Source organism: Actinosynnema pretiosum (genome assembly GCF_024171695.1).
Classification (GTDB): Bacteria; Actinomycetota; Actinomycetes; order Mycobacteriales; family Pseudonocardiaceae; genus Actinosynnema; species Actinosynnema pretiosum.
This window is the reverse complement of sequence record NZ_JAMTCF010000010.1, coordinates 249304-269097: the sequence shown is the minus strand read 5'-3', so window position 1 is coordinate 269097 and position 19794 is coordinate 249304. Positions and strand designations below refer to the sequence as shown.

Sequence of the window (19794 nt, the reverse complement as noted above, 5' to 3'; positions counted from 1 at the left end):
AGGTTGACGACCGTGGAGTCCTACCCCTCTTACATCGCGGGCCAGGACGCGCCCGTGGACAAGTGGCTGTACGCGATCGACGCGTCCAGCATCTTCGACGACGCCTTCGGCGCGATCCGCCTCAAGCGCGACCTCGCCAAGGGCTCGGAGCCCGACCCGACCGACGCCCGCATCGTGGGCCGGGTCGCGCTCAGCACCACCGAGCAGACCCTGGAGGCGCTGCGCGCCGCCCGCGCCGCCCAGCCGGAGTGGGGTTCCTGGTCGCTGGAGCGCCGCCTGGAGTTCGGGGCGCGCGTGCACCAGCGCATCAAGGACCGCAGCGACGAGTTCGTCGAGGTCCTCATCGCCGAGGGGCACCCGCGCAGGCTCGCGCAGTGGGAGGTCGCCGGGGTCATCCAGTGCTCGTCCCCGGAGACCTTCGCGGCCAACGCGCGCATGATGGAGCACCGCGAGCGGATCGGCGAACGGGAGATCCGCCTGGTGCGCAAGGGCGACGGCGTGGTGTGCCTGAGCCCGCCGCAGAACGCGGCGGCCTCCAACTCCATGCTCGGCGTGCACGCGCTCGTCGCGGGCAACTCGCTGGTCGTGAAGGCCCCGCGCAGCGCCCCCTACGGCGTGGCGTGGGCCTGGCGCGAGCTGGTGGCCTCCGTGCTGGAGGAGATGGACGCGCCGAAGGGCGTGCTGAGCATCGTCAGCGGTGTGCCCAAGGTGCTGCTGGACCAGTGGTTGGCCAGCGACGACGTCGACGACATCTTCTTCTTCGGCAGCAGCGAGCGCGGCATCGAGATCGGCAAGCGCTGCGTCGAGGCGGGCAAGAAGCCGGTGCTGGAGCTGGCGGGCAACGACGGCGTGCTCGTGTGGCGCGACGCCGACCTGGACAACGCGGCGCTCGCCATCTCCGAGTGCTTCTACGGCTCCAGCCAGATCTGCATGGTGCCCAAGTACGTCATCGCGCACCCGGAGATCGCCGACGAGCTGGTCGAGCGGCTGGTCAAGCTCGTCGCCGACATCCGGCCCGGCCGCCCCGGCGACCCGGACGTGCTGCTGTCCCCGGTGCTGCGCACCGGTGACTTCTCGGCCGTGCTGGACGAGGCCGTCGCCGACGGCGCCGTGCTGGTCAGCGGCGGCCACCGGGTCGCCGAGGACGGCACGCGCGACTCGTCCGGGGTGTTCCTGGAGCCGACCCTGCTCCGGGTCGACGGCTACGAGCGGGCCGGGAGGACGCGGGCCGTGCGCGAGGAGACGTTCTACCCGCTGCTGGCGATCGTCGTCCCCGAGCAGGCGGGCGCGGAGCAGGCGGGTCACGGGCAGTCCGACGAGGCCGCGTTCGACGAGGCGCTGCGGTTCATGAACGCCAACCCGTACGGGCTGCGGAACTCGCTGTGGTCGGAGAACCCCGAGCTGGTCGAGCGGTTCTGCGCCCGGCTGGACAACGGCGGCATCCTCAAGGTCAACGACAGCCACCTCGGCTTCGTGCCCGGCATCCCCTCGCACGGCGGCAACGGCCTGTCCGGCGGCCCGTTCGGCGAGGCGAACTTCCCGATGCTGCGCACCAGCCACCTGCAGGCCGTCAGCATCGCCACGAACGTCACGCCGAGGGCGCGCGTGTTCGAGAGCGCCCTGCCGCCCGCCGACTCGGCGGCCGGGGGCGCGCGGTGAGGTTCCTCCAGCGCGAGCACGACACCCTGGAAGCGCTGCTCCCCGGCCTGGACAAGGCGCTGGGCGAGTTCTCGCTCAGCGAGCTGGAGCAGCGCGGCGGCCCCGGCATCGCCGCGCTGCGCGAGGCGGGCGGCTCCGGTCTGCTGGTGCCCGCCGAGCACGGCGGCCTCGGCGCGAGCGCGCGGGACGCGGTGCGCGTCACCCGCGCCATCGCGACCCGGTCACCGTCGGTGGCGGTGGCGGCCACGATGCACAACTTCTCGGTGGCCAGCCTGGTGACCCTCGCGGCCACCAGCACCGGCTTCGAGTGGCTGCTGCTCGACGCGGTCGCCCGCGACAAGCGCATGATGAGCAGCGCGTTCGCCGAGGGCCGCACCGGTCAGGGCGTGCTCACCCCGACCATGTCCGCGCGCCCCGCCGAGGGCGGCTGGCTGGTGTCGGGCAGCAAGAAGCCGTGCAGCCTGTCGGCGTCGATGGACCTGATCACGGCGAGCGTCGCGCTGCGCCACGAGGACGGCACGACGGGCCTGGGCATCGCGGTCATCCCGGCCGACGCCCCCGGCATCAGCGTGCGGCCGTTCTGGAACTCCCCGGTGCTCGCGGGCGCGGAGAGCGACGAGGTCGTGCTGGCCGACGTGCTCGTCCCGGACGAGCTGGTCGTCAAGCCCGTGCTCGACCCGGAGACGAACCTCGACGACCTCAACACCACCGGCCTGATCTGGTTCAACCTGCTCGTGTCCGCCGTCTACCTGGGTGTGGCCAGCGCGCTGGTCGCCAGGCTCCTGGACTCCGGCCGGGGCGACGCGGCGACGCGGGTGGACCTGGTGGCCGACCTGGAGTCGGCGGCGTTCGCGCTGGACCGGGTCGCCTGGGGCGTGGACACCGGCTCGGTCGGCAACGACGCGCTCGCCGACGCGCTGACCGCCCGCTACAGCCTCCAGCGCACCAGCAGGCGCGTGGCGGGCACGGCCGTGGAGCTGCTGGGCGGCATGGCCTTCGTGTCGTCCCCGGACGTCGCGCTCCTCGCGGCCAGCGTGCACGCCCTCGCGTTCCACCCGCCCGGACGCCTGTCCACCGTGGACGCGATGGAGCGCTACCACGGCGGGGCTCCGCTCCGCGTCGACTAGCCGGACCGCACGACCGGGGGCGCCACGCCACGGCGCCCCGACCGGGCCCCGCGGGGCCCGACGCCCACCGGGGCCGCGCGGCCACACCGCCGCGCGGCCCCGACCCCTGCCCCCCGAACCACGGGAACCATGGACACCACCACGCAGCAGGACCCCACCGGCGGCGAGCTCCTCGCCGCCTACCGCGCCCACCTCAGCGCGGGCCGCGCCTCGCTCGGCGAGATGTTCGGCGGCTTCTGGGAGACCGCCTCCAGCGGCGCCACCGTGCGCACTTCGGACGGCGAGAGCTTCGTCAACTGCGCCGGGTACGGCGTGTTCATCCTCGGCGGCACGCACCCGCACGTCACCGAGGCCGTCGTCGCCCAGGTCCGCGCCAACCCGCTGGCCACCCGGCTCCTGCTGGAGCCGGTCAGCGCCGCCGCCGCGAAGGCCCTGGTCGACGTCTGCCCGCCCGGCCTCACCAAGGTGCACTTCGTCGGCTCCGGCACCGAGGCCACCGAGACCGCCATCAAGATGGCCAGGGCCAACGGCAAGCGGCGGCTGATCACCACCGCCAACGGCTACCACGGCAAGACCCTCGGCTCGCTCAGCGTCACCGCGCGGAGCGTCTACCAGGAGAAGTTCCAGCCGCTGCTGCCCGACGTCACCGTCGTGCCCTACGGCGACGTCGACGCCGTGGAGGCCGCCCTGCGCGACGGCCCGCCCGCCTGCGTCATCGTCGAACCGGTCCAGGGCGAGGGCGGCGTGGTCTTCCCGCCCGACGGCTACCTCGCCGCGCTCGGCCGCCTGCGCACCGAGCACGGCGCGTTCCTGGTGATCGACGAGATCCTCACCGGCCTCGGCAGGCTCGGCCGCTGGTGGGGCCACGACCCCGAGGCCGTCACCCCGGACGTGATGCTGGTCGGCAAGGGCCTGTCCGGCGGGGTCGTCCCGGTCGCCGCCGCCGTGGCCACGCCGCAGGCCTACGCGCCGTTCGACAAGGACCCGTTCCTGCACACCTCCACCTTCTCGGCCGCCCCCGTCGCCGCAGCCGCCGCGAAGGCCGCGATCGAGGCCATCGTCATGGAGGACGCCGTCGCCAAGGCCGCCAAGCTCGGCGCGGAGCTCAAGCACCGCATCGCCGAGTCGGTCGCCCGCACCTGCCCGCACCTGGTGGTCGAGGTGCGCGGCGAGGGCCTGCTGATCGGCGTCGAGATGCGCGACCCCGGCCTCGCGGGCGAGCTGGTCCTGGAGCTGATCGACGGCCGCGTGCTGGTCAACCACTCCATGAACAACTCGCACGTGCTGCGGCTGACCCCGCCCGCCACCATCACGGCCGACGAGCTGGACCACGTCGCCGCCACCTTCGACCGCGCGCTGTCCACGCTCGCCGGGCGCTTCCCGGCGAGCAGCTGAGAGGAGAGAAACCGTGCAGACCGTGCGGATCGAGGCCCACGTCCCCGGCGGCGTGGCCACCGAGGTGTACGAGACCGTCGTCGACTTCACCCGCTACCCCGAGCTCGTCGAGACCGTCCGCGAGGTCGTCGCGGAACCGGCCGCCGAGGACGGCTCCATCACCAGCCACTGGGCGGTGGACTTCCGCAACGGCGTCCTGCGCTGGACCGAGGTGGACACGTTCGACCGCGAGGCGCTGATCAGCCGCTTCACCCAGACCACCGGCGACTTCGACGTGTTCGAGGGCCAGTGGTCGGTGACCCAGGACGGCGGCGACGCGTTCGTGGTCTTCCACGCCGAGTTCGACTTCGGCGTGCCCACCCTGGCCAGCATCATCGACCCGGTCGCCATCCGGGTGCTGACCGAGTCCATGCAGGACATCCTGCTGGGCCTGTTCGACGGCTCGGTCAAGTTCAGCCACCCCGAGCGGGCCGCCGCCCGATGACCGACGCGGCCCCCGCGCACGACCACGACGTGCTGGTCATCGGGTCCGGGTTCGCGGGCGCGGTGACCGCGCTGCGGCTCACCGAGAAGGGCTACCGGGTCTGCGTCCTGGAGGCGGGCTACCGCTTCGCCGACGCCGACTTCCCGAAGACCTCGTGGCGCCTGCGCAAGTACCTGTTCGCGCCCAAGCTGGGCCTGCGCGGGTTCCAGCGCCTGCACCGGCTCGGCCCGCTCGTCGTGCCCGCGGGCGCGGGGGTCGGCGGCGGCTCGCTGGTGTTCGCCAACACCCTGTACGAGCCGGGGCAGGGCTTCTACGACGACCCGGCGTGGTCCGGCGTCACCGACTGGAAGTCCGAGCTGGCCCCGCACTTCGACCAGGCCAGGCGGATGCTCGGCTCGGCGGTCAACCCGACCACCACGCCCACCGACCGCGTCATGCGGTCGGTGGCCGAGGACATGGGCGCGGGCGGCACGTTCCGCCCGCTGCCCGTGGCCGTCCACTTCGGACCGTCGACCGAGGTCGACGACCCGTACTTCGGCGGCGCCGGCCCCCGGCGCTCCGGCTGCCGCGAGTGCGGCGAGTGCCTGACCGGCTGCCGGTACGGCGCGAAGAACACCGTGGTGAAGAACTACCTGCACCTGGCGGAGAACGCGGGCGCGCGGGTGCGCGCCGAGAGCACCGTGACGTCCGTGCGCCCGCTCGACGGCGGCGGCTACGCGGTGCAGGTCGTGCGCACCGGCGCGTGGTTCGCCCGCCCGACCACGCTCACCGCCGAGCACGTGGTGCTCGCGGCAGGCGCGCTGGGCACGCAGCGGCTGCTGCACCGCATGGTCGGCGACGGCTCGCTGCCGCGCACCTCGCCCCGGCTGGGCAGCCTCACCAGGGCGCCGTCCGACCTGCTGGGCGCGACCGTGCCCAAGGTCGGGGCCGACGACTACAGCACCGGCGTCGCCGCGACCTCGGCGTTCCGCCCCGACCCGGACACCCTCGTCCAAGCGGGCCGCTACGGCAAGGGCTCCAACTCCATGGGCCTGGCCACCACCCCGTTCGTCGACGCGGTCGGCAGGGGGCCGCGCTGGCTGCGCTGGCTCGGCGCGGTCGCCCGCAACCCCGTTGCGGCGGCCCGGTTCCTGAACGTGCGGCGCTGGTCCGAGCGCACGATCATCGTGTTCGTCGTGCGCACCGGCGCGGGCACGTTCACCGTCTCCCGCAAGCGCGGCGGCGGCCTCACCGCCCGCCGCGACCCCGGCGCGCTGCCCACGGTCACCTCGCCGCTGGTAGCGGACGTGCTGCGGCGCACCGCGCAGCGCATGGGCGGCGCGCCCGCGGGCACCCTGCCCGGCCTGGGGCACGTGCCCGTCGTGCTGCCGTTCGTCGGCGGCTGCCCCATCGGCGAGACCCCCGAGACCGGCGTCGTCGACCCGTACCACCGGCTGCACGGCCACCCCGGCCTGCACGTGGTGGACGGCTCGGCGGTCACCGCCGACGCGGGCGTCAACCCCTCGCTGACCATCACCGCCCAGGCCGAGCGGGCCATGGCGCTGTGGCCCAACAAGGGCGAGCCCGACCCCCGACCCGAACCGGGGCAGCCCTACCGCAGGGTCGCCCCCGTCCACCCGCACGCCCCGGCCGTCCCCGCGCACGCCCCCGCGGCGCTGCGCACCAGCCCCGCCGCCAGGGAGGCAGCAGAGTGACCACCAGCCCAGTGTTGCGCGCCGAGGGCGTGAGCAAGGAGTTCGGGCGCGGCGAGACCGCCACCAGGGTCCTGCACGACTGCGACCTGGAGGTCCGCGCCGGGCAGACGGTGGCCATCGTCGGCAAGAGCGGCAGCGGCAAGTCCACGTTCGCCAACTGCCTGTCCGGGCTGGACGAGCCGACCACCGGCACGATCACCCTGCTCGGCCACGACCTGGCGGCCCTGGACGAGCCCGCGATGGCCAGGCTGCGCGCCGAGCACATCGGGTTCGTGCTGCAGAAGGACAACCTGGTGCCCACGCTCACCCTGGAGGAGAACGTCGCCGCGCCGCTGATCATGTCCGGGACCCGGCTCTCGGCGGCGCTGGCCAAGGCCCGCTCCGCGCTGGACGAGGTCGGCCTCGCGCACCGCGCGCGCAGCTGGCCCGGCCAGGTCTCCGGCGGCGAGGCCCAGCGCGCCGCCGTGGCCAGGGCGTGCGTCAACGACCCGGCGATCGTGTTCGCCGACGAGCCCACCGGCGCGCTGGACGAGGAGAACGGCCTGCGCGTGCAGGAGCTGTTCCGGGCCGTGGTGCGCGAGCGCGGCGCCGCCAGCGTGATCATCACGCACGACCTGGACCTCGCCGCCTGGGCCGACGTCGTCGCCACCATGACGGCGGGCAGCGTCGTCTCGCGGGCGCGGGTCTCCTGATGGCGCTCGACGCGACCAGGCTGGTCGCCCGCTCGCTCACCCGCAGCTGGTACTTCCGGCCCGCCCGGCTCGCCGCCGCCGTCGCCGCGGGCATCGCCGGGGTGCTGCTCACCACCGCCGTTCTGGTGGTCTACTTCGCCGTGCAGGACGCGCTGCGCGGCGCGCCCATCACCGCCGTGCGCGACGGGATCGTCGGCGTCGAGGCGCGCGCCCCCGGCGGCATGACGCCCGCCGTGGTCCAGCGGGTCCGGGACACCGGGCTGCCCGCCACCTCGATGCTCGTGGTCAGCGCGAGCCGCGTCGAGGACGGCGGCGGGTCCACGCCGGTGCTGGTCTTCGGCGTCGACGCCGACCTGGCCGACTACGTCGACGACGACCTCGCCCGCCGCACCAGGGACCGGCCGCTCGCGGCGGACGAGGTCTACCTGGCCGCCGACTACGCCGACCCGCGCGGCATCGCGGCCGGTGACGAGATCACGATCGGCGGCACGAGCGGCGTGCGCACCTGGACCGTGGCGGCCGTGCTGCCCGGCGAGGTCGCCAACCGGGGCTCGGTCGTCATCGCGCCCCGGCCGGTGGTGGCCGAGGCGTTCGGGCGCGGCGAGCGCTCCGACGCGCTCCTGGTCGACCCCGGCGACCGCGACCGGGCAGGCGTGATCGCCGACGTCACCGACGCCGTCGACGGGTCCGCCGCCGTGAAGGAGCCCGGCGACCTGCTCTCCGGGTACCGCAAGGCGTTCCAGACGTTCCTGACCATCCTGAGCATGTTCGCGGTCATCGCCGTGCTCACCGCCGGGGTGGTGCTGTTCCTGACCTGGCGGCTGGCCCTGGACGACGCCCGGCCCGCGCTGGCCAGGATGCGGCTGACCGGGGTGCGCACCTCGCACCTGATGCTCGGCTCGGCCGCCGTCATGGTGCCGATCCTGCTGGTCAGCTACGCGGTCGGCGCGGTGCTCGGCGTGCTCGTCGGGCGCAACCTCGGCTCGTTCGCCAGGCAGATCACCGACCTGAGCCAGCAGGCCGTCACCCCCGGCACGCCCTGGCAGATGCCCGCGCTCGGCGCGCTGGTCGCCGCGCTGCTGATGTTCGCGGCGGCCTGGGTGTCCGGGGTGCGGCGGTTCACCAGGGTCCGGGCGATCGAGGCCGTGTCCGGCAGGGGAGAGGTCGCGGTGCTGCCCGGCGGCGCCCGCACCCCGGCGCTGGTCGGCGTGGGACTGCTCGTGCTGGGCGCGCTCGCCGTGCTGCTCGGGCCGGAGGGCGTGCAGTCGGCGGGCTTGGTCCCGCTGCTCGGCGGCGCGGCGCTGCTGGCCGTGGTGCTGCCCGTGCTGGTGGGCCTGGGGCTGCGCCGGGGCGAGCCGGGACCGGTGCGGCTGGCCGTGGCCAGGCAGCTCCAGCTCGGCTGGCGGCGCAACGCCGCGCTGTGCGTGACGTTCACCGTGTCCGTGGTCTCGGCGGTCGCCATGGCCGGGGTGTCGATCAGCATCAAGAGCGAGGTCGCCTCGTCGGTGGAGCGCTGGACCGTGGGCGACCTGTTCGTCCAGGCCGCGCCGCTGGGCACCAACCTCGGCAACGAGACGCTGCCCGCCGAGCTGCGCGAGGAGCTGGTGCGGGTCGACGGGGTCGAGGCGATGACCACGTTCTCGTTCGGCTACGTCGAGGTCGGGGACCGCAGGGTGCAGGCGTGGAGCTGGGGCCGCGAGGACTCCGACCGGCTCACCGCGCTCACCGTCACCGACGGGCCCGCCGACGTGCTGAACCACCTGGACGACACGCGCGTCGCGGTGTCGGTCAACTACGCCGACGCGCAGGGCGTCGGGGTGGGCGACGTGCTGGAGGTGCCGCTGCCCGGCGGTCACCGGGAGGTCAGCGTCGTCGCGGTCGTGGACGACTCGGCCTCGGACGGCGGGATGCTCGTGGTCAGCCCCGAGCTGTGGGCGGAGATGACCGCGTCCAGCCAGATCTACGCCTTCTTCACGGAGGTCCGCGAGGGCGCCGACGTCGAGGCCGTGCGCGACGGGCTGGCGGCCGTGGTCGCCGAGGAGCACCCGAGGGCCAGGGTCGTGACGCAGCAGTTCCTGCGCGACACGGTCGCGAACATCACCGCGCGGCTGGTGAGCGCGTTCGAGGTGTTCGCGTGGGTGATGTTCGTGCTGGCGGTCCTGATCGGCGCGGCCACCCTGGCGTCCGGCCTGGTGGAGCGCAGGCGGGCGAACGCGCTGCTGCGCCTGAGCGGCGGCACGGCCTCGGGGGTGCGGAAGCAGCTCGTGGCCGAGGTGGTGCTGATCGCGGTCGGGTCCGTGGTGGTGTCGCTGCCGGTGGGCTGGCTGGCGATCGTGGCGCTGCTCGACGCCCAGGCGGTGCAGAGCGGCATCCGCCCCGCCCCGGAGATCCCGGTGCTGCTGAGCGCGGTGAGCCTGCCGCTGGTGGTGGCGTGCATGGTGCTGGCGCTGCTGATCGCCAACCCCGGCAAGGCGAGCACGCCGCTGCGGGACCTGCTGGCGCAGGACTGAGCCGAGCGCTTTGGAGGGCCCGTCCGCGTCGCGCGGGCGGGCCCTCCCGCGTGGCGCCTCACTCGCGCAGGAGGTCCGCCAGCCGCCGTGCGGTCTCGTCCGGCACCTTGTCCTCCGGGGTCACCACACCCCGGACCGCCTCCCGGAAGAGCTTGCTGAACTCCGTGTACCGCTCGATCTGCGGCCGGGGCCTGGCGTCCTTGAGCGCGTTCCGCACGTTCCCCAGGTGCTCGCTGCCCGACCGGTCGTAGACCGAGGTCCGGCTCGGCGCGAACCCGCCGATCTCGGCCAGGATCTGCTGGCTCTGCGTGCTGGTCAGGAACTCCAGCAGCGCCTGCGCGGCCTTCGGCTTGGCGCTGTGCCGGGAGATCACCAGGTTCTGCCCGCCCAGCACGCTCGGCCCCGGTTGCACGGCGCTGCGGAACCCGACTTGGGTGGTGTTCGACCGGTCCTGCCTGGCGGTCAGCTGCCGGTGCGCGACGGCCCAGTTCCGCAGGAACGCGGTCCGCCCGTCCGCGAACAGCTCGACCGCGTCCTCGGCCCCGGTGTCCTCGGGGAGCACGCCTGCGGGCACGACGCCCTCGGTCCTGGTCATCGCGTTGAGCTTGCGCATCCCCTCGTAGTCGTTCTTGCCGAACTGCACCCTGGTCCCGTCGGGCGTGCGGGTGACCGACCCGTCCTTGGCCACCACGGAGCCGCCCGCCGCCCAGATCGCCTCCAGCGCCTCCACGGTCTGCATCTCCTCGGCCAGCTGCGGGGCGTCCGCCGCCTCCAGCCCGCCGCGCGCCCTGGCCGCCGCCGCGCCGGAGTGGCCGTCCCAGCTGGTCGGCGCGGTCACGCCGGGGACGTCGGTGCGGTAGTAGACCAGCCTGACGTCGGTGTTGAGCGGCAGCGCCCACAGCTTCCCGTCGACCTCGCAGGCGTCGAGCACCTTGGCCAGGAAGTCGTCCGTGCCCCCGGTGATCGTGGACCGGTCCAGCTCGCGCAGGTGGCCGCCCTTCACGAACTCGGCCATCCAGACCACGTCCAGCAGGTAGAGGTCGGCGCGGTGCGGCCCGTCGGGCTCGGCGTCGTTGAGCATCCGCTCCCGCTGCTCGTCCGTGGCGCCCGCGGCGTCGACCAGCTTCACCGGGGTCTTCGGGTGCGCCTGGTTCCACTGCTCCAGCACCACGGCGCGCGGGTCGTTCGGGCTCATGTCGTCGCCCGCCATGAGCCAGAGCTCGCCCTCCTCCAGCGCCGCCCCGTCCGCGCCGGGCGACGGGGCCAGCAGGTAGCCGCCGACGCCCAGCACGAGCACCGTGACCACCACCCCGGCGGCCTTGAGCGGGCGCAGCGCCCTGAGCACCCGCCCGGCGACGTCGGGGAACGGCCCCGACCAGAGCCAGAACTCCTTGACCGCCCTGGGGAGCACGTTGATCAGCACCCCGGCGAGCACCAGCATGACCCCGGTCGCGCACAGGTAGGGGATGCCGTCCACCCGCCACCGCCCGCCCACGTCCGCCGCCAGCCAGGCCGACACCGAGGCGACCACGGCGGTCACCACGGCGAACAGCGCGATGAGCAGCACCCGGCGCCGGGGTCTGCGCTCGTGGACCACCCTGTGCTGAACAGTCATGCCGCTCCTGCCCGACAACACCGGCGAACAGCGCCCGAAGGCCTTGTGCCGGCGCTCTCCGCGATCACCGGTATTCACAGGTGCGCGACCGGATCAGCGCGGATACCGCCGACGGTGACCATCACCTGACCGGGTGAACGGCGATCGTGGTCAGCCCGGCACCCTGCGCCGCACGTCGGCCAGCAGCGACCGCACCGCCCCCTGGAACACCTCGACCCGCAGCGGGCCGATGAAGTCCAGGTGGCCGAACGCCTCCAGCACCACCAGGCCGTGCAGCTGGGCCCACGCGTCGAGGAACAGCGCTGCGGCGGGCGGGGGGAGCGCGCCCCTGGACTCCGGTGGCAGCTCCGCGAAGCGGGCGCGCAGCTCCTCGCTCAGCGCGGGCGCGTCCGCGCGGGCCAGCGCCTCCTCGGAGCAGCCGTCGAACAGGGCGTCGCGGAAGACCGCCGTGACCTTCCTGGCGGCCTCGGTGGTCGGGCCCTCGTGCGGGGCGCGGTAGTGCGGCAGGGGAGTGCCGTAGATCAGCTGGAACTGGGCCGCGTGCTCGACCGCCCACGCCCGGAAGGCCTCCGCGACCGCCGGGAACGGCTCCGGCGGGCCCGCCTCCAGCGCGGTCCGCGCGGCCGTCGCCAGGTCCTCGTACGCCTCCACGATCAGCGCGGTCAGCAGGTCGTCCCGGCTCGGGAAGTAGTGGTACAGCGCCTGCACGGTCATGTCCAGGTCCCGCGCCACCGCCCGCAGGGCGAGTCCGGCCGGTCCGTGCTCGGCGATCCGCGCCTTCGCCGCGTCGAGGATCTCGCGGGTGGCGGTGGCCCTGCGGCGTTCGCGCAACGACATGCGCGCAGGTTAGCAGCAGTAGGAAAATCTAACACTGCCAAAATCGGTTAGAGGTTGTTAGTTTCCGGTGCAGCAGCCAACCACCGGAAGGGCGGACACCATGTCCCAGCACCACCTCGTCATCGGCGCCGGTCCCGTCGGCCGCCACGTCGCCGAGCTGCTCGCAGGCGCGGGCGAGCGGGTCACCCTCGCCAGCCGCTCCGGCCGCGCCGCCGGGCTCGCGGGCGTCGACCACCTCGCGCTCGACGCCTCCGACGTCGACGCGCTCACCCGCGCCGCCGAAGGCGCCCGTGTCCTCTACAACTGCGCCAACCCCGCCGACTACACCCAGTGGGAGCGCGTCTGGCCGCCCCTCGCCGCGTCCCTGCTCACCGCCGTCCAGCGCACCGGCGCCGTCTACGCCATCACGGACGGGCTCTACGCCTACGGCCCGGTCGACGTGCCCATGCACGAAGGGCTCCCCGAGATCGCGACCGACCACAAGGGCGCGCTGCGCGCCCGCATCTGGGCCGACGCCCTCGCCGCCCACCGGGCCGGGCGCGTGCGCGTCGTGCAGGTCAGGGGCTCGGACTACCTGGGGCCCGGCGTGGGGACCAACGGGCACATCACCCGCGTGCTGCCCGCCGCCCTGCGCGGTGAGCCCGTCCGGATGCTGGGGCGCACCGACCTGCCGCACACCTTCACCGACGTGCTCGACGTCGCCCGCACCCTGGTCGCCGCCGCAGCCGACCCCGGAGCCCACGGGCGGGCCTGGCACGTGCCGTCCAACCCGGCGCTGTCCCAGGAGCGGGTGCTCTCCGACGTGCTGAGCGCGGCCGGGAAGCCGCCGGTCCGGGTGCGCGGGCTGCCGATCGCGGCGCTGCGCGCGGTGGGGCTGGTGTCGCCGATGATGCGCGAGCTGGCCGAGGTCGGCTACCAGTGGAACCGGCCCTACGTGCTCGACGACCGCGCCGCGCGCGAGCGCTTCGGCATCGAGCCGACGCCGTGGGCCGAGGTGTGCCGCCGGACCGCGCTGGGGGTGACCGGGGCCTGACGCGGCTCAGGGGATCGGCATCCTGGCCCACACCACCTTCACCTCGGCGCTGCGCCGCACGCCCCAGTCCGCGCACAGGGCCTGGACCATCCGGACGCCGTTGCCCCGGAACTCGCCCAGCGTCGACGTCCCCAGCAGCGGCCACCGCTCCGGGCTCGCGTCGCTCACCTCCACCACCAGCTCCGCCCCGCGCTCGTGGTGCACCTCGCGGCGCAGCACCAGCGTGCGCGGGCGCTCGGCGTGGTCGCAGGCGTTCGCCGCCAGCTCGGTCGCCACCAGCCGCACGTCGTCCACGAAGTCCGGGTCGTGCCCGGCCAGCACCTCGGCGATGCGCGCCCGCACCGCGCCCAGGTTCTCGCAGCGCAGCGACGCGTCGACCTCCACCCGGCCGGTCGTGCGACCCGGCTCCAGGTGGGGCGCTGTCCCGCCGTCCCGAGGGGCCGGGACGGCGGTGGGTTTCCGGGTGGAGAAGTGCGAGTAGGTCACGGGGCCGTGTTCCCGCGATCGCGCTCGGTCACACCCCGCGCTGCCGGGCTCACCCCTGGCGGTGACATCAGCGTGGCGTGTGGCGGAGTCGTTGGCGCGGTGTTCGCACTTCGTGCGGGTACCGTCCGGTGGGTGAATCCCCGTCGGGTGGCACCCACCCCATGACCAGCCCTCCTCCGCCGGACGGGGCGCTCGACCGGGCCGCCCTCGAGCAGCTGCCCTACGGCTTCGGGCTGGCCGAGCGCACCAGCTCCGACCCGGACGCGCCCGCCGAGTTCCGGCTGGTGCGGTTCAACACCGCGTCCGCCGTCCACGCCGGGCTCGGCGAGCGGCAGGGGCGCACGCACCGCGAGCTGATGGCCGAGGCCGAGGCCCGCGAGTGGACCCTCATGTGCGAGCACGTCTGGCGCACCGGCGAGACCACGCGCCTCACCCGGCACCTGCCCGCCAGCGACCTCGACATCGACATCACCGCCTACCCGGTCGCCCTGGACGGGACCCGCCACGTGGGCGTCCTGGCCGCCGACGTCAGCCCGCGCACCGCCGAGCAGGCCATCCGCGAGCGGGAGCAGCGGCGGCTCGCCGAGGTCGCGATCACCCTGCAGCACGCCATCCTCGGACCGACGGACGGGCTGCCCGCCGGGGTCGCTGCCCGCTACCGGCCCGCCGTGGGGCCGGGGGAGCCCGCGCTCAGCGGACCGGGGCACCCCGGCGGGATCGGGCTCGGGCCGGTGCTCCAGGTGGGCGGGGACTTCCACGACGTCGTGGCGCTGCCTGGCGAGCGGTGCGCGCTGCTCGTGGGCGACGTCGTCGGCAAGGACCTGGCCGCCGCCGCCGTCATGGGGCAGCTGCGCAGCGCCGCGCGGGCCCTGCTGCTCCAGGACAACGGGCCCGCCGCCGTGCTGACCGCGCTGGACACCTTCGCCGAGCGGCTGCCCGGCGCGCTGTGCACGACGGTGCTGTGCCTGGTGGTGCACACCGGGACCGGGCACGTGGACTACGCCTCGGCCGGGCACCTGCCCGCGCTGTGCGCCCACGACGGCGGGTACCGCGAGCTGGGCGACGGCCTCGGGCCGCCGCTGGCCGCCGTGCCGGGGGCCGTTCGGACGCCCGCGAGCGCGCTGATCCCGCCGGGGGCGACGCTGCTGCTGTACACCGACGGGCTGGTGGAGCGGCGGGACCGGGACCTGGACGAGGGCATCACCCGCGCGGGGGAGGTGCTGGCCGCTTCGGCGGAGCTGGACGTGGAGGCGCTGGCCGACCTGCTGCTGCGCGAGCTGCCACCCGCCGTGCCGCCCGACGACACCGCGCTGCTGGTGTACCGGCACCGGCCGTGACAGGGGAGCGGCGGTTGCCGGGGTGGGGGCGCCGTGGCGGGGGTCCGGCGGCGGCGAGCGCGTCGACGCCGCCGGGTCGTGCTCAGAAGCGGAAGACCGCGCGGGTCGCCGTGAACATCTCGCACTGGTCGCGGTAGGTCTTGTTCCACTGCACGGACCGGCCGTCGTAGGTGCCGCTCATCGTCGCCGTGATCGAGCCGCCGCCGGGCGCGCACCGCTGCGTGTCGCGGCGCATGTTGGCGATGTTGCCCTGGACCGTGGCCAGGTCGGCGCACGCCTGGTCGCCCTTGGGGTGCAGGTGGCCGGAGGGGTCTGCCGGGCAGGACAGCCTGACCGCGCGGTACCAGGTCGACTGAGCCCCCGACAGGCTCAGGGTGTAGCGGGTGGCCCCGCCGGGCGCGGCGGCCTTCGCGGCCGTGCCTCTCGCGCCGCTCGCCGCGGCGCCCTTCACCACGACCGTTCCGCTCACCGCCGTTCCGCTCGCGCTTGCCGGAGGTGCGAGGACCGTGGCGCAGGCGAGCGCGCCAACCAGCACGGCCACCGAGTTCTTGATGCGCATCGACGTGCCCTTTCCTGCCTGTGAGGGGGGTGCCGGTAGGGGAGGGCGCCCCGAGGGGCGTGCCGAGGAGGGGGAGCGCGCTGATCCTGACAGCGCGCACACGGCACATGCGTTTTTTGCGGCACAAACCGCCCGTTCGGGGCTTTCCATGGGCAAAATAAATACAAAGCGCCAATGGATCGGGTTCGCAGAGTCACCGATCTGTGGGGTGCGCCTGTGGAGCTCTTCCCGTCCTTGAGGCCGCATTTTTCGGATCTCCGGCTTTCGCTGCCCAGGTGATTGCGCTGCCCCGGAAAGGTGGTATTCGTGAGAAAATTATGCGGTATCGGTGACCGTCGACCACTCGATGGGATTACGTCCTGACCTGCTGTGTGACCCCTTAGGGGAGAGTTGGCCGCTTTTAGCTCACCTTCCGGTGCACACCCGCTCTTCAGCTCCGAGGTCCCCTGAATCGCTCCGATAACCTTCGTGTGCAAGTGATCGAACCGACCGTGAGAGCGCGGTCCGGACGGCGTTCGGGACCTTCGCTGAAGAATTTTCTTCAGGTTTTCCGATGATCCCGGCGCCCGGCCGTCACCAACGCGAGACGAGAGGAACCCGGATACCGATGCCCGCTCCCTTCCTGTCCCCCTTCCTGGTCGGCCTGCTGGCGATCCCGGTCGCCAAGCGGGTCGTGAAACCGCTCGTGCGCGGCGTGGTGAAGACCTCCGTCGGAGTGGCCATGGAGGCCCGCCGCGCCGCCCAGGTCATCGGCGAGGAGCTCCAGGACATCGCGGCCGAGGTGTCGGCCGAGATGACCGCCGCGCAGATCTTCGACGTGGACGTGCCCGCCCAGGGCTCGGCCTCGACCGACACCACCAAACCACGCCCACCCGCGACCGCGACTCCCACGACCACGAGCACGACCGCTGCGAGCACGGCCGCCGCAGGCGCGACCGCCGCGGGCGCCGCCCCCACCAAGTCCCGCTGACCCGGTCGCCGCTCCCCGCGCCGCACCCCCGAACACCGACGGACCCCGTTCCACCGGGGAACCGCTGGAGATCAGCCCCGCCATGACCTCTCTGCCCACCGCCGCCCCGCTCACCCCCGCCGCCGTCCCCGGCCCGAGGGTGCGCTCGGCCGTCCCCGGCCGACAGCGCTGGGACGTCCCGCAGGTGCTCAGGCGCCCCGTGACCGCCCACGCCGTCGAAACCGCCCTGCTCACCCTGCCCGGAGTCACCGCGGCCCAGGCCAACCCCACGACCGGCCGGGTCCTGGTCCTGCACGACCGACCGCTCGACCCCGCCGGGATCGCCCACGCCCTGAGCACCGCCGTCACCGTGGCCGCGCGCGTGCTCGCCGACCGCTTCGCCAGGGCGAGCACGACGGATGACGACTCCTCGGGCGCCAGCGCGGCAGCCGGTGCACCACCGGGCGATGATGCGACGGCAGGCGGCTCCCAGAGCGGTGGCCGTGCGGGCGGCAGCCGGACCGGCGGTGGCCGCGTGGTCGGGGCTGGGACTGGCGGTGGCCGCGTGGCTGGCGGTGGTCGTGTGGTTGGGGGTGGGACTGGCGGCGGTCGTGCGGTCGGTGGCCAGGTGGGCCGTGACCAGGCGGACGGTGGTCAGCCGGACGATGGCCAGCCGGACGGCGACCAGGCAGGCGATGGCCAGGCAGGCGGTGACCCGACGAGTGGCCGCCGGGTAGGCCGTGGTTGGTTCGGCCTCGGCCGGACTGGTGGTGGTTGGTCGGGCGGTGACCGGACGGCCGGTGGTCGGTCTGGTGCCGATCAGGCCGACGTCGCCGCTGCGGGCGGCGGTCAACCGGCTGGTGGCCGGGGCGTTGGCGCCTCGGCGCTCGCGGTCGACAGCGACCGGTCGACCGCAGCGGTCGTGCTCGCCGCCGTGGCCGCGCTGGGCAGGAGCATCGGACGTGTCGCCGAGTGGGCCGGAGCCACCCCGCAAGGTGACAACGCCACCCCGAACCGCGTCGGCGCCCTGAACCGCACTGCCGCCCCAGGGCGCACTACTGCCCTGATCCGCGCCATTGCCTCAGGTCGTGCTGCCGCTTCGGACCGTGCTGCCGCACAAGGCCGCGTTTCCACACAAGGCCGCGCTTCCGCCTCGGGTCGTGCTGTCGCACGAGGTCGTGGCGCCGTCCCGCACCGGTCCGCCTCCCGGAGCGGTGGCGCGAGCACCGGCGCCGCGCTCGATCGCCCCACCGCGCTCGGCTTCCGCCTCGGCAGGGCGCTGCGCCGCCCGATCGCACTCGTCGGCACGCTCGCCCGCGCGATCACCGGCCTGTTCTCCGCCGCGCTGGACCGCGCGGCTCGCGCCGTGCTCACCCCGCTCCGCCGCACCGCGCTGGGCGAGCGCCTGGCCGCCCACCCGCTGGCCAGGATCGTCCGGTCACACCGCGCCGCGCTGGTCGAGGCCTCCGCGCTGTCGGTGCTGTGCCAGCTCGCGGAACTGGCGCTCGGCGTGTTCCTCGGCTGGATCGCGCTGATCCTGATCAAGGGCGAGTTCGCGCTGCTGACCACCCTCGGCGTGGTGGGCGCGACCACCCAGCTGTGGGTGCTCGCGGGCGCCGCCGCCGTGGCCTGCGGGGTCGTCGCGGGCCTGTCCTTCCTGTCCGGCCTGCGGTGGCGCGAGCTCGGGCAGGCCGTCCAGCAGGAGTGGCGAACCCGCCTGCACGACCACGCGCAGCGCCTGGAGGCGCACCACCTCCAGCGCGAGCGCCCCACCCGCGTCGCGGGCGTGCTCGCCGACGACGTCGACCAGCTCGGCGCGTTCTTCTCCGGTCCCGCCGCGAGCGCGTTGCAGCTCACCACCAGCATCCTCGTGCTCATCCCGGCGTTCCTGCTGCTCGCGCCCGGAGTCGCCTGGGTCGCGTTCCTGCCCATGCCGATCGTCGCCGCGCTGTCCCTGCGCCACCGCGACCGCTCCGCGGCCGACCACGCCGACTCCGCCGAGCACCGCGCCCGGCTGCGCAGCAGGCTCGCCACCACCCTGGAGGCCTCCGCCACCGTCAAGACCTCCTGCGCCGAGGACCACGAGGCGCGGGAGGTCGAGCGGCTCGGTCGCGAGTGCGCCGAGGCCGACCTGCGCGCCAACCGGCGCGGCATCCGGCACGGCGAGGGCGTCCGCGCCCTCACCACCGCCTCCATGACCGGCACCCTGCTCGTCGGCGGGCGGAAGGTGCTCAGCGGGGCCGTGCCGTTCGAGGTGTTCAGCCCGCTCATCGGCCTGCCCCAGCAGGTGATCCTGCGGCTGTCCGGCCTTGGCGTCACCGTCGACCAGTACCAGCGCACCCTGTCCGCGTTCGGCCGCGTCCAGCACCTGCTGTCCCTGCCCACCGAGCCCACCGGTGGCCGCAGGCTGGCGCGCGAGCGGGTCAAGGGCGAGGTCGCGCTCAACCGGGTCTGCTACGCCTACCCCGGTCGCCCGCGCGTCCTGCGGGAGCTGTCGCTGCGTGCGGAACCCGGCCAGGTCACCGGCATCGTCGGCGCCACCGGCTCGGGCAAGACCACCATCGCCAAGCTGCTGGCCCGCTTCCAGGAGGCCGACTCCGGCGAGGTCCTGCTCGACGGCCACGACGTGCGCGGCCTGCACCTGCCGGACCTGCGCGCCGCCATCGGGTTCGTCGCCCAGGACGCCCACCTGTTCGACGGCACGATCGCCGACAACATCCGCTACGGCACGTTCTCCGCCACCGACGAGCAGGTCCGCGCCGCCGCCCGCACCGCGGAGGCGCACGAGTTCGTCGAGGCCCTCCCGCTCGGCTACGACACGGTCGTCGGCGAGCACGGCGCCTCGCTGTCCGGAGGCCAGCGGCAGCGGATCGTGCTGGCCAGAACGGTGCTCAAGAACCCGCCGGTGGTGGTCCTGGACGAGGCGACCTCGGCCGTGGACAACAAGACCGAGGCCGCGATCCAGCGCGCGCTGGCCAGGTTCGCCGAGGGCCGCACCACGATCGTGATCGCGCACCGGCTGACCACCATCCGCCACGCCCACCGCATCCACGTCCTGGACAAGGGCGGAGTCGTCGCCGAACAGGGCACCCACGACGAACTCCTCGCCAGATCGGGCCTCTACGCCTCCCTGTGGGAGCTCCAAGCAGGCGCCAAGCCCTGACCGCGACCACCACGGCGCCACCCGACCACCACGGCGCAGACCGACCGCCAGCACCGCCCGACCACCACGGCGCCACCGGACCGCCAGCACCGCCCGACCGCTGCCGCTGACTCCCCGCTGCCCCTGACGCACCTCTGCTTCTGACTCCCCGCTGCCCCTGACGCACCTCTGCTTCTGACTGCCCGCTGCCCCCGACTGCCCGCTGCCCCCGACTGCCCGCTGCCCCCGACTCCCCGCTGCCCCCGACTGCCCGC

General features: G+C 74.3%; 16 protein-coding genes. 12 read left to right on the top strand and 4 right to left on the bottom strand.

The features are described from left to right. Window positions 1-12 precede the first annotated feature (12 nt). The 7 genes from LV78_RS21960 to LV78_RS21930 all read left to right on the top strand — a co-directional run bounded on the left by LV78_RS21960 (window position 13) and on the right by LV78_RS21930 (window position 9561). Window positions 13-1659 (top strand): aldehyde dehydrogenase family protein, encoded by a 1647-nt coding sequence (locus LV78_RS21960; RefSeq protein ID WP_253847542.1) that lies wholly within the window; start codon window positions 13-15, stop codon window positions 1657-1659. After that, entirely contained in the window at window positions 1656-2786 is a 1131-nt protein-coding gene (locus LV78_RS21955; protein WP_253847473.1) for an acyl-CoA dehydrogenase family protein, read from the top strand. The genes LV78_RS21960 and LV78_RS21955 overlap by 4 nt, the downstream gene beginning before the upstream one ends. Before the next feature lie 129 nt (window positions 2787-2915). Then, complete coding sequence (locus LV78_RS21950; RefSeq protein WP_253847470.1) at window positions 2916-4181, top strand: aspartate aminotransferase family protein; 1266 nt, start codon at window positions 2916-2918, stop codon at window positions 4179-4181. Window positions 4182-4194: 13 nt separating this feature from the next. Continuing rightward, window positions 4195-4665, top strand: coding sequence for a type II toxin-antitoxin system RatA family toxin (locus LV78_RS21945; RefSeq protein ID WP_253847468.1), 471 nt, complete (start codon window positions 4195-4197; stop codon window positions 4663-4665). Then, entirely contained in the window at window positions 4662-6359 is a 1698-nt protein-coding gene (locus tag LV78_RS21940; RefSeq protein ID WP_253847466.1) for an FAD-dependent oxidoreductase, read from the top strand. The genes LV78_RS21945 and LV78_RS21940 overlap by 4 nt, the downstream gene beginning before the upstream one ends. Then, entirely contained in the window at window positions 6356-7051 is a 696-nt protein-coding gene (locus LV78_RS21935; protein ID WP_253847464.1) for an ABC transporter ATP-binding protein, read from the top strand. The genes LV78_RS21940 and LV78_RS21935 overlap by 4 nt, the downstream gene beginning before the upstream one ends. Then, window positions 7051-9561, top strand: a complete 2511-nt coding sequence (locus tag LV78_RS21930) for an ABC transporter permease (protein WP_253847460.1) — start codon at window positions 7051-7053, stop codon at window positions 9559-9561. Before LV78_RS21935 ends, LV78_RS21930 begins: the two co-directional genes overlap by 1 nt. Window positions 9562-9619: 58 nt before the next feature. Here the strand turns inward: LV78_RS21930 and LV78_RS21925 are convergent, their stop codons facing one another. After that, complete coding sequence (locus tag LV78_RS21925) at window positions 9620-11176, bottom strand: extracellular solute-binding protein (RefSeq protein ID WP_253847458.1); 1557 nt, start codon at window positions 11174-11176, stop codon at window positions 9620-9622. Between the two features lie 150 nt (window positions 11177-11326). Next, window positions 11327-12013: a TetR/AcrR family transcriptional regulator gene (locus LV78_RS21920; RefSeq protein ID WP_253847456.1), complete on the bottom strand. Its 687-nt coding sequence runs from the start codon at window positions 12011-12013 to the stop codon at window positions 11327-11329. Window positions 12014-12113: 100 nt separating this feature from the next. Here LV78_RS21920 and LV78_RS21915 point away from each other — a divergent pair, with 100 nt between their 5' ends. Further along, on the top strand, window positions 12114-13046 hold the full coding sequence (locus LV78_RS21915; RefSeq protein ID WP_253847453.1) for an NAD-dependent epimerase/dehydratase family protein: 933 nt from the start codon (window positions 12114-12116) through the stop codon (window positions 13044-13046). A 6-nt stretch (window positions 13047-13052) separates the two neighbouring features. Here LV78_RS21915 and LV78_RS21910 read toward each other — a convergent pair whose 3' ends face one another. Further along, on the bottom strand, window positions 13053-13532 hold the full coding sequence (locus LV78_RS21910) for an ATP-binding protein (RefSeq protein WP_253847449.1): 480 nt from the start codon (window positions 13530-13532) through the stop codon (window positions 13053-13055). A gap of 161 nt (window positions 13533-13693) precedes the next feature. Between LV78_RS21910 and LV78_RS21905 the strand changes: the two genes are divergently transcribed. Beyond that, window positions 13694-14869 (top strand): PP2C family protein-serine/threonine phosphatase, encoded by a 1176-nt coding sequence (locus tag LV78_RS21905; RefSeq protein ID WP_253847445.1) that lies wholly within the window; start codon window positions 13694-13696, stop codon window positions 14867-14869. A gap of 82 nt (window positions 14870-14951) precedes the next feature. Here LV78_RS21905 and LV78_RS21900 read toward each other — a convergent pair whose 3' ends face one another. Then, the gene (locus LV78_RS21900; RefSeq protein ID WP_253847442.1) at window positions 14952-15428 is read right to left on the bottom strand and encodes an SSI family serine proteinase inhibitor; all 477 of its coding nucleotides are present in this window, start codon (window positions 15426-15428) and stop codon (window positions 14952-14954) included. Between the two features lie 607 nt (window positions 15429-16035). Between LV78_RS21900 and LV78_RS21895 the strand changes: the two genes are divergently transcribed. The 3 genes from LV78_RS21895 to LV78_RS21885 all read left to right on the top strand — a co-directional run bounded on the left by LV78_RS21895 (window position 16036) and on the right by LV78_RS21885 (window position 19540). Beyond that, a complete protein-coding gene (locus LV78_RS21895) occupies window positions 16036-16398 on the top strand; it encodes a DUF5132 domain-containing protein (RefSeq protein WP_253847437.1) in 363 nt (120 codons plus the stop codon). A gap of 446 nt (window positions 16399-16844) precedes the next feature. Next, window positions 16845-17114, top strand: a complete 270-nt coding sequence (locus tag LV78_RS21890) for a hypothetical protein (protein ID WP_253847432.1) — start codon at window positions 16845-16847, stop codon at window positions 17112-17114. A gap of 185 nt (window positions 17115-17299) precedes the next feature. Then, window positions 17300-19540, top strand: a complete 2241-nt coding sequence (locus LV78_RS21885) for an ABC transporter ATP-binding protein (RefSeq protein ID WP_253847429.1) — start codon at window positions 17300-17302, stop codon at window positions 19538-19540. Window positions 19541-19794 lie beyond the last annotated feature (254 nt).

Bases quoted from the DNA above. Each gene is read 5' to 3' on its own strand.
- LV78_RS21905 (WP_253847445.1), top strand. From the start codon at position 13,694: ATGACCAGCCCTCCTCCGCCGGACGGGGCGCTCGACCGGGCCGCCCTC.
- LV78_RS21895 (WP_253847437.1), top strand. From the start codon at position 16,036: ATGCCCGCTCCCTTCCTGTCCCCCTTCCTGGTCGGCCTGCTGGCGATC.
- LV78_RS21915 (WP_253847453.1), top strand. From the start codon at position 12,114: ATGTCCCAGCACCACCTCGTCATCGGCGCCGGTCCCGTCGGCCGCCAC.
- LV78_RS21930 (WP_253847460.1), top strand. From the start codon at position 7,051: ATGGCGCTCGACGCGACCAGGCTGGTCGCCCGCTCGCTCACCCGCAGC.
- LV78_RS21940 (WP_253847466.1), top strand. From the start codon at position 4,662: ATGACCGACGCGGCCCCCGCGCACGACCACGACGTGCTGGTCATCGGG.
- LV78_RS21925 (WP_253847458.1), bottom strand. From the start codon at position 11,176: ATGACTGTTCAGCACAGGGTGGTCCACGAGCGCAGACCCCGGCGCCGG.
- LV78_RS21900 (WP_253847442.1), bottom strand. From the start codon at position 15,428: ATGCGCATCAAGAACTCGGTGGCCGTGCTGGTTGGCGCGCTCGCCTGC.
- LV78_RS21950 (WP_253847470.1), top strand. From the start codon at position 2,916: ATGGACACCACCACGCAGCAGGACCCCACCGGCGGCGAGCTCCTCGCC.
- LV78_RS21890 (WP_253847432.1), top strand. From the start codon at position 16,845: ATGATGCGACGGCAGGCGGCTCCCAGAGCGGTGGCCGTGCGGGCGGCA.
- LV78_RS21920 (WP_253847456.1), bottom strand. From the start codon at position 12,013: ATGTCGTTGCGCGAACGCCGCAGGGCCACCGCCACCCGCGAGATCCTC.